8 protein-coding genes and 1 other RNA gene are annotated in these 8,768 nt (G+C 69.4%); all 9 read left to right on the top strand.

Annotated elements, in window-relative coordinates:
- Positions 1 to 398 precede the first annotated feature (398 nt).
- The 9 genes from pruA to ABZV06_RS20080 all read left to right on the top strand — a co-directional run bounded on the left by pruA (position 399) and on the right by ABZV06_RS20080 (position 8,715).
- Positions 399 to 2,027: an L-glutamate gamma-semialdehyde dehydrogenase gene (gene pruA, locus ABZV06_RS20120; RefSeq protein WP_355623271.1), complete on the top strand. Its 1,629-nt coding sequence runs from the start codon at positions 399 to 401 to the stop codon at positions 2,025 to 2,027.
- Positions 2,028 to 2,202: 175 nt separating this feature from the next.
- Positions 2,203 to 2,718, top strand: a complete 516-nt coding sequence (locus ABZV06_RS20115; RefSeq protein ID WP_355232719.1) for a PadR family transcriptional regulator — start codon at positions 2,203 to 2,205, stop codon at positions 2,716 to 2,718.
- A gap of 118 nt (positions 2,719 to 2,836) precedes the next feature.
- Positions 2,837 to 3,958: a peptide chain release factor 2 gene (gene prfB, locus ABZV06_RS20110; RefSeq protein ID WP_355232720.1), complete on the top strand. Its 1,122-nt coding sequence runs from the start codon at positions 2,837 to 2,839 to the stop codon at positions 3,956 to 3,958.
- Positions 3,959 to 4,076: 118 nt separating this feature from the next.
- A complete protein-coding gene (gene ftsE, locus ABZV06_RS20105) occupies positions 4,077 to 4,757 on the top strand; it encodes a cell division ATP-binding protein FtsE (RefSeq protein WP_007455859.1) in 681 nt (226 codons plus the stop codon).
- A gap of 67 nt (positions 4,758 to 4,824) precedes the next feature.
- Entirely contained in the window at positions 4,825 to 5,700 is an 876-nt protein-coding gene (gene ftsX / locus ABZV06_RS20100; protein WP_355232721.1) for a permease-like cell division protein FtsX, read from the top strand.
- Between the two features lie 219 nt (positions 5,701 to 5,919).
- Positions 5,920 to 6,399, top strand: coding sequence for an SsrA-binding protein SmpB (gene smpB / locus ABZV06_RS20095; protein WP_124775313.1), 480 nt, complete (start codon positions 5,920 to 5,922; stop codon positions 6,397 to 6,399).
- A 104-nt stretch (positions 6,400 to 6,503) separates the two neighbouring features.
- Positions 6,504 to 6,879, top strand: a transfer-messenger RNA (tmRNA) gene (gene ssrA / locus ABZV06_RS20090).
- A 141-nt stretch (positions 6,880 to 7,020) separates the two neighbouring features.
- Positions 7,021 to 7,665, top strand: coding sequence for a hypothetical protein (locus tag ABZV06_RS20085; RefSeq protein ID WP_355623268.1), 645 nt, complete (start codon positions 7,021 to 7,023; stop codon positions 7,663 to 7,665).
- A 102-nt stretch (positions 7,666 to 7,767) separates the two neighbouring features.
- Positions 7,768 to 8,715 (top strand): hypothetical protein, encoded by a 948-nt coding sequence (locus tag ABZV06_RS20080; protein WP_355623265.1) that lies wholly within the window; start codon positions 7,768 to 7,770, stop codon positions 8,713 to 8,715.
- Positions 8,716 to 8,768: the final 53 nt, after the last annotated feature.

Genomic DNA, 8,768 nt, shown 5'->3' with positions numbered 1-8,768 from the left:
GCCTTCCGAACAACGTCTGGAAGGCGCTGCGAGATGCCCGGCTGGTCGTCCTTCACCCCGATGACGAGCTGCTGCTTGCCCTTGAGGCCGGCGTCCTCCAGCATCCGGCGGAGGGATCAAGCCTGACCGCCCGGAGCCGGGGACGCTCGCCCCCCAGCCCACCACCGTGAGCGGTAAGGGATCGCCCCAGCCCACCACCGCGAGCGGTAAGGGGAGGAGGGGCAGCCGGTCCTTCGCGATCGGGTGACGGCGGCGGCAGGGTCAGCACCTTCGCGTGAAACAATCGGGGGAGGTCCCGCCGCTGCTCGGCCACCCCGCGCGGCGTCCGGTGTCCGGCTGTCCGGTCGGTGCCCGCGGGTCCGGTTTCGCCACCGCTGTCGAGATCGCCAGGAGCCTTGATGGATGCCGTGTTCTCCGTTCCCGAGCCGCGCAACGAGCCGGTTCGTAACTACGAGCCGGGCAGCGCGGACCGCGAGCGGCTCCAGCGGCGGCTGACCGAGCTGGCCGCCGAGCGTGTCGACCTGCCGATGACCATCGGCGGCGAGCAGCGGATGGCGGCCGGTGACCCGATCAACGTGGTGCAGCCGCACAAGCACGCCCACGTGCTCGGCGTGACCGCGCACGCCACCCACGACGATGCCCGCGCCGCGATCAAGGCGGCCAAGGACGCCGCGCCGATGTGGCGGGCACTTCCGTTCGAGGAGCGCGCCGCGATCTTCCTGCGCGCCGCCGAACTGCTCGCCGGCCCCTGGCGGGACACGCTCAACGCCGCCACCATGCTCGGCCAGTCGAAGACCGCGATCCAGGCGGAGATCGACGCGGCCTGTGAGTTCATCGACTTCCTGCGCTTCAACGTGCACTTCGCGCGGCGTCTGCTCGAGGAGCAGCCGGCGTCGTCCCCCGGCGTCTGGAACCGCTTCGACCACCGCCCGCTGGAGGGCTTCGTCTACGCGGTCACGCCGTTCAACTTCACGGCCATCGCCGGCAACCTGCCGTCGGCACCGGCGCTGCTGGGCAACACCGTGATCTGGAAGCCGGGCCCGACCCAGCAGTTCGCCGCGCACTTCACCATGCGGCTGTTCGAGGCCGCCGGTCTGCCGCCCGGTGTGATCAACATGGTGACCGGCCGGGGCGAGGAGGTCTCGGACGTCGTGCTCGCCGACCCGGACCTGGCCGGTATCCACTTCACCGGTTCGACGAAGGTCTTCCAGCAGTTGTGGAAGACCGTCGGCGACAACATCGCGCGCTACCGGGGCTACCCGCGACTGGTCGGCGAGACCGGCGGCAAGGACTTCGTGGTCGCGCACAGCAGCGCCGACGTGGACGCGCTGCACACCGCGCTGATCCGCGGCGCGTACGAGTACCAGGGTCAGAAGTGCTCGGCCGCCTCCCGGGCGTACGTGCCGCGCTCGATCTGGGAGGGTGGCCTGCGTGACCGCCTGGCCGCGACCGCCGACTCGCTGACCTACGGCGACGTGGCCGACTTCGGCAACTTCGGCGGCGCGGTGATCGACGACAAGGCATTCGCCCGGCACACCGCGGCGCTGGACCTGATCGCCGGCGACGACAGCTGCCGGGTGCTGGCCGGCGGCACGGCCGACGACTCGGTCGGCTACTTCGTCCGGCCGACGCTCTTCGAGTGCTCCGATGCCGCGCACGAGACGTTCACCACCGAGTACTTCGGGCCGATCCTGGGTGTGCACGTGTTCGACGACGCCCGCTTCGACGAGGTGGTCGCGCAGGCCGAGTCGATCGCCCCGTACGCGCTGACCGGGTCGGTGTTCGCCACCGACCGCCGGGTCGTCGACGCGGTCGGCGAGCGCATGCGGTATGCGGCCGGCAACTTCTACATCAACGACAAGCCGACCGGTGCCGTGGTGGGGCAGCAGCCCTTCGGTGGCGCCCGCGCCAGCGGCACCAACGACAAGGCGGGCTCCTGGCTGAACCTGGTCCGCTGGGTGTCACCGCGGACGATCAAGGAGACCTTCGTGCCGCCGACCGACCACACGTACCCCCACATGGGCTGACCTGCGGCGACCCGCCGGCGGTGCGCCCAGCGCCGCCGGCGGTCGGTCGAGGGCGACCATCCATCGATAGTCCTCAACGGACAGTCTGTCGCCGACAGTGCACATAGGAAGACCTGTCGGGTGGCAAACCGGCAAATCCTGGACGCCGGCAGCGCAAAGTGGCAGCGTAACGGGCATGGCGGAATCCGGAGTCAACCCCACGGCGGCAGCCCTCCTCGGGCTGCTCCACGAGGGTCCCATGACAGGCGGCCAGTTGATGGCCGCCGCAGAGCGCCGGCTGGCGCCCTACTGGTCGATGACCCGCAGTCAGGTCTACCGCGAGTTGCCGGTCCTGGCCGAGCGCGGGTACGTGCGGCTCGGCAAGCCGGGCCCCCGCATGAGCCAGCCGTACGCGCTCACCGCCAGTGGGAAACGGACGTTCTCCCGCTGGCTGGCGGAGAACCCGGGGCGGGACACGATCCGCAACCCGATCGCGCTCCGGATGGCCTTCGGCAACCTCCACTCGTCCAGCCAGCTCAAGGGCCTGTACGCCTCGGCCAACGAATACCACACCGAGGCCCTCGCCCAGGTCCGGGAACAGGTGAAGAACGCCAAACGGGACGGCGAGACGTACGACGCCAGCGCGCTGGAGTTCGCCGTCGCCTACCACAAGGCGGCCCTGTCGTGGCTGAAGTCCGCCCCGGTCGGGTGATCACCGGCGGGTTCCCGGACACGGAACGAGCTGCGCCGCTGCCGGCACAGTGTCGATTTGGCGCGGACCTGCGGGGCTCGCAAGCTCACTCCTCGTCCGCGCAGTACGCTTGTCTGTCGTGACCGCTGCCGATTACGCCGAACAGCTCAAGGAACTCGACGCGACCCTGCGCAACATCGAGGCCGTCCTCAATCTGGACCGGCTGCACGAGGACAAGGCCCGCCTGGAGCAGGAGGCGTCCGCCCCTGACCTGTGGGACGACCAGGCCAAGGCTCAGCAGGTGACCTCGCAGCTGTCGTACGTCAACGGCGAGATCAGCAAGCTGGGCAGCCTGCGCTCGCAGCTCGACGACGCCCGGGTGCTGCTGGAACTGGCCGAGGCCGAGTCCGACCCGGGTGTGCTGACCGAGGTCGAGACCGAGATCACCGGGTTGACCAAGGCCATCCAGGAGATGGAGGTCCGCACCCTGCTCTCCGGCGAGTACGACTCCCGGGAGGCGCTGGTCGCCATCCGGGCCGGCGCGGGTGGTGTGGACGCGGCCGACTTCGCCGAGATGCTGCTGCGGATGTACCTGCGCTGGGCCGAGCGGCACGGCTACCCGACCGAGGTCTACGAGACCTCGTACGCCGAGGAGGCGGGCCTGAAGTCGGCCACCTTCGCGGTCAAGGTGCCGTACGCGTACGGCACGCTCAGCGTCGAGTCGGGCACCCACCGGCTGGTCCGGATCAGCCCGTTCGACAATCAGGGCCGCCGGCAGACCAGCTTCGCGGGCGTCGAGGTGCTGCCGGTCACCGAGCAGACCGACCACATCGACATCCCGGAGAACGAGGTCCGGACCGACGTCTACCGGTCCTCGGGCCCGGGTGGGCAGAGCGTCAACACCACCGACTCGGCGGTCCGGCTCACCCACATCCCCACCGGCATCGTGGTGACCTGCCAGAACGAAAAGTCCCAGCTACAGAACAAGGCCTCCGCGCTACGGGTGCTCCAGGCGCGACTGTTGGAGCGCAAGCGCCAGGAGGAGCAGGCCAAGCTGGAGGGCCTGAAGGAGAACGCCGCCGGCTCGTGGGGCGACCAGATGCGCTCGTACGTCCTGCACCCGTATCAGATGGTGAAGGATTTGCGAACCGAGCAGGAGACCGGCAATCCCAGCGCGGTCTTCGACGGCGAACTGGACGGTTTCATCGAGGCCGGTATTCGTTGGCGTAAGCAGCGTCAGCTCGCCGGCGACAGTGCGTGACGGCGTGGGGGCGGAGCGCGTCGTCGATCTCCAGGTGAAAGCCTGATTCGACGACGCGCGCCCCTTCTGCGGGGCGTGGGGCTTGGCTCAGTTGTTACACCGCGTAGACTCACGACCCGTGATTCAGCTTGAGCAAGTGACGAAGACGTACCCGAAGGCGTCCCGGCCTTCGCTCGACAACGTGTCCGTCTCGATCGAGAAGGGCGAGTTCGTCTTCTTCATCGGTCCATCCGGCTCCGGCAAGTCCACGATCATCAAGATGCTGCTGCACGAGGTGACCCCCAACAAGGGGCGCGTCATCGTCAACAGCAAGGACGTCACGTCGATGCGCTCCTGGAAGCGACCCCACTTCCGGCGTTCGATCGGCTGCGTCTTCCAGGACTTCCGGCTGCTGCCGAACCGCACCGCCTACGAGAACGTGGCGTTCGCTCTCGAGGTGATCGGCAAGACCAAGGCGGTTGCCCGCCGGGTCGTGCCGGAGGTGCTGGAGCTGGTCGGGCTCGGTGGCAAGGAGCACCGCTACCCGCACGAGCTCTCCGGTGGTGAGCAGCAGCGGGTCGCCGTCGCCCGGGCGTTCGTGAACCGTCCGCTGATCCTGCTGGCGGACGAGCCGACGGGAAACCTGGACCCGGACACCTCGATCGAGATCATGCGCCTGCTGGACCGGATCAACCGCACCGGCACGACCGTCGTGATGGTCACCCACGACTCCAACATCGTGAACCAGATGCGCCGCCGCGTCATCGAGATCGAGAGCGGCCGCATCGTGCGTGACCAGGCCCGCGGCGTCTACGGGTGAGCCGGCGCTCACCCCTTTCGCAGCCTGACGACGAAGACTTCATGCCGGAGACCCGGAGGAAAACCCGATGCGCGTGAAATACGTCCTGTCCGAGGTACTGGTCGGACTGTGGCGCAACGTGACCATGACCGTCGCGATGATCATCACGATGGCGGTCTCGCTGACCATGCTCGGTGCCAGCGGTCTCATGTACCGCCAGGTTGACGACATGAAGGACCTCTACTACAAGAACATCGAGGTCTCGATCTTCCTGAGCCAGGAGGTGAGCGAGCAGCAGCGCACCGACCTGAACGACAAGTTGAAGAACGACCCCCTGGTCAAGGAAGTCATCTACGTCAACAAGGACGAGGCGTACAAGAAGTTCCAGGAGATGTACCAGGACGCGCCGGACCTGGTGAACGCGGTCAAGCCGGATCAGCTGCCGGAGTCGTTCCGACTCAAGCTGAACAACCCGGAGCAGTACAAGAACATCTACGACCAGTACAAGGAGACCGAGGGCGTCGACGAGATCGTCGACCAGAGCCGGCTCCTGGACAAGATCTTCGACGTCCTCAGCGCGATCCAGAACATCGCTCTGGCCGCCGCGGTCGTGATGGCCATCGCCGCACTGCTCCTGGTGGCCAACACCATCCAGGTCGCCGCGTACAGCAAGCGGCGCGAGGTGGCGGTCATGAAGCTGGTCGGCGCGTCCAACTGGTTCATCCAGGCACCGTTCGTGCTGGAGGCCGTCGTGGCCGGCCTGATCGGCGCACTGCTCGGCCTGGTGGCCCTGGTGGCAGCGAAATATCTGCTCTTCGACGGGTCACTCAAGGCGTTGCAGGGCCTGCTGTCGCCGATCACCTGGGGCGACATCCTGTTCATCTTCCCGTTCATGGCAATCGTCGGTGGCCTGGTCAGCGCCGCCACCGCCTGGATCACCCTGCGCTTCTACCTGCGGGTCTAGGGCCGTACGGGTCGCGCCCGTCGCCTTTCGGGGACCCTCCCGCAGCCGGAATAAACGGCGCGGGAGGGTCCTTGTCAATGAGGCTTATTCGGGCGGCCCTCACGATGGCGCGACTTGACCAACGGCCAGAGCCCGAATAAGCCTCATTCGGGTAGCATGATCGGTTGTCCGGCCGGGGTGGCCCCGGAGTCGGACGGACCGGGGGAGGGGGTGGCGCCGATGCCACGGGAAAAGGGGCGCAAGGTGGTCGCCTCCAACAAGAAGGCGCGCCACGACTACGCGATCCTCGACACGTACGAGGCGGGTATGGCGCTGACCGGCACCGAGGTCAAGTCGCTGCGGGCCGGGCGGGCGTCGCTCGTCGACGCGTTCGCCCAGGAGCGCGACGGCGAGCTGTACCTGCACGCGATGCACATCCCGGAGTACACGCAGGGCACCTGGACCAACCACGAGCCCCGGCGTACGCGCAAGCTGCTGCTCAACCGCGGTGAGATCGACAAGCTCGTCGGCAAGACCCGTGAGGGCGGTCTGACGATCGTCCCGTTGCAGGTCTACTTCTCCGACGGCTGGGCCAAGGTCGAGATCGCCCTGGCCAAGGGCAAGAAGTCGTACGACAAGCGCCAGGACCTCGCCAAGCGCGACGCGGACCGGGAGATCGCCCGGGTGTCCGGTCGGCGCGGCAAGGGAATGGACGACTGATTCATCACGTTTGTCCAGGTCGGCACGCCGACTCGGGGCTCGGGATGAAAGCCGTTGCGGCAGGCGTTATCCTTGTCAGTGCCGCCACATCGGCGGCCTGTCGAGGGGGTGACTGGTTTCGACTTCGTACGCAGCGACAGGGGAAGCGAGCCGAGGAAGCCGACGTCGTCTCGAGAATCGGTCGTCGGAAACTTATAAGCGCCAAGAGCAATCGCGCTGACTTCGCTCTCGCCGCCTGAGGCGAGTAGCTAAGTCTGTCGGCCTGGGAACGCCTTCGTCCCAGTAGCCGGCATCAGCTAGAAGGCTGGCCAATCGGACCCGGTCGCGGGGTCCGTGCGGCGAGATCAATCAGCGACTGGGCCCGTCACACCAACTTGCTCGCGTGAGCGGTGGGGCCGAGTAGAGGCACAGCGAGCTGCGCTCGGAGAAGCCCTGACAAACCGGCGAAGGACCCGGGTTCGATTCCCGGCACCTCCACCACCTCGAAGCGATGCGCCCCGGCCGACCGGCCGGGGCGCATCGTCGTATCTGGCCGATGTCACCCGTGGAGTCGATCACCGCGGCGCGCTCGGGACCGGCGCCGGGCGGCGGGGTGGGGCCGTCGCCGCCTACGCTGCCGCTGTGGCGAACCAGGAACTGCGCCTGTCGGTCGGAGCGTCGGCCGGTCAGCGCACGCTCGCGGTGGTGACGGGGGTGCTCGTCGCGGCGATCGGTGCGGCGTTCGTGCTGGTACCCCTGCTCGCCGGCGGGCTGCTGCGTCGCCTCACCGGTCCGGGGGACGGGTTCGCCTCCTACGAGGACGCTCGCGATCTACCGCCGGGAATGCTCCCGCCCGCCCTGCGGGAGTCCGGGGGCGACCCGGGGCGGGGGCTGTTTCTCGGGCTCTGCGGGCTTCCGTTCGTCCTGCTCGGCGTCTACCTGGTGCTGCGGGTGCTGCGGACGGCCGCGTGGTTGGACGGCACCCGCGTGTACGTGCGGGGTGCCCTGCGCAGCCGTACCGTCGATCTCGCCACCGCCGCCGTCGACCCCGGGTCGTACCGCGAGGCGGGGGAGGACGCTCCGGCCCGTGGGGACCGGTCGGCCATCGTCGTCACCGATCGGGTCAGCGGGCAGCGGGCCACGATCCCTCTGCGGGGCATGGGCCTGTCCATCCTGCCGCCGTCCGAGCTGCGCGCACTGGCCGACGCGTTCGTTGCCGGTGGTGCCGAGGCCGCGCCCGGGGCTCGCGCCGTCGCCGCCGAACTCCGCCGACTGGCGAACGCCTGAACGCCTCCGCCGCCGACACCGTGCCGTCGCAGGCCGAGGGGGGTGCCGCGAGACCTGAGTCGACCGCGGAACCCACGGCTCGCCGACGCCGTCCAACCCGGCATGCGCCGACCGGTTCTGCTGCTCGTACTGCCTCTGCTGTCCATGGTGGGCTGCGCCGCGACCGGGGTCGACCCCGCCGTCGGCCCCACCGCGTCGACCAACCGTGCGTTCGACGAGCGGGCCACCGCGGTCGCCGCGGCGTGGCGGCCCGGTCCAGCCTGGCATGACGGGTACGTCCCTCTGCAGGGACCGACCGTGCTCACCGGCGACCCGCGCTTCACGCCCGACACCGAGACGGCCTTCCGGGCCGGTTGGTACCGCGCGCAGGTCGCCATCCCGCCCACCCGCGTCGGTGCCGAGATCCGTTTCCCGGACGGCCGGATGACGCTGCCGCTGGTCAGCGCGGCCGAGGCGTACCGGCAACTCGACCAGGGTGACCCACTGCCCTGCCCGGGACGGCCGAAGCGACCCGGCCGGCCGAGCCCCGGCGGTCCGACAGTCGAGCCCGGGCCGGACGGCTGGGCGACCAGCCCGACGGAGACGGCCTGCCTTCCGCTGACGGTCACCGGGGTGACCCTCGGTGCCGTACCGGTCCGGACGAGTCGAGGCGAGGCGCAGGTACCAGCCTGGTTGTTCACGGTGGAGGAGCTGGCCACCCCGGTGGCCCAACTCGCCGTCGCGCCGACGGCGGTCACACCGGTCCCCTCGGCGCCCCCACCGACGCAGCCGCTGCCGGACGGGTTGGTGGGTGCCCAAGACCTCGCGGCGGTGGACGACGCTCGGTTGACCGTGCGCCTGGGCGTGGGCGCCTGCGACACCGGCATCACCCCGCTGGTCTCCGAACGGCCGGACGTGGTGATCGTCGGCGGCGCGGTCACCCGGTCCACGGGCGTCTGCACCGCCGTGCTCAAACTGGAGCCGGTCACCGTCGCCCTGGCCGCGCCGCTGGGGGCGCGGCCGGTCCTGGACGTCTTCAGCGGCACTCCGCTGTCGATCGCCCCGCGGTGACGCCCGCCAGGCCCTGGCCGCCGACCGCCCGTACCGCGCCCCGGGCGCGGGGC

Origin of the sequence: Micromonospora sp. NPDC005172 (assembly GCF_040608555.1) — a bacterium.
Taxonomy (GTDB): Bacteria; Actinomycetota; Actinomycetes; order Mycobacteriales; family Micromonosporaceae; genus Micromonospora.
The sequence above is the reverse complement of the archived record's forward strand: the minus strand, read 5'-3'. Positions and strand labels throughout refer to the sequence as shown.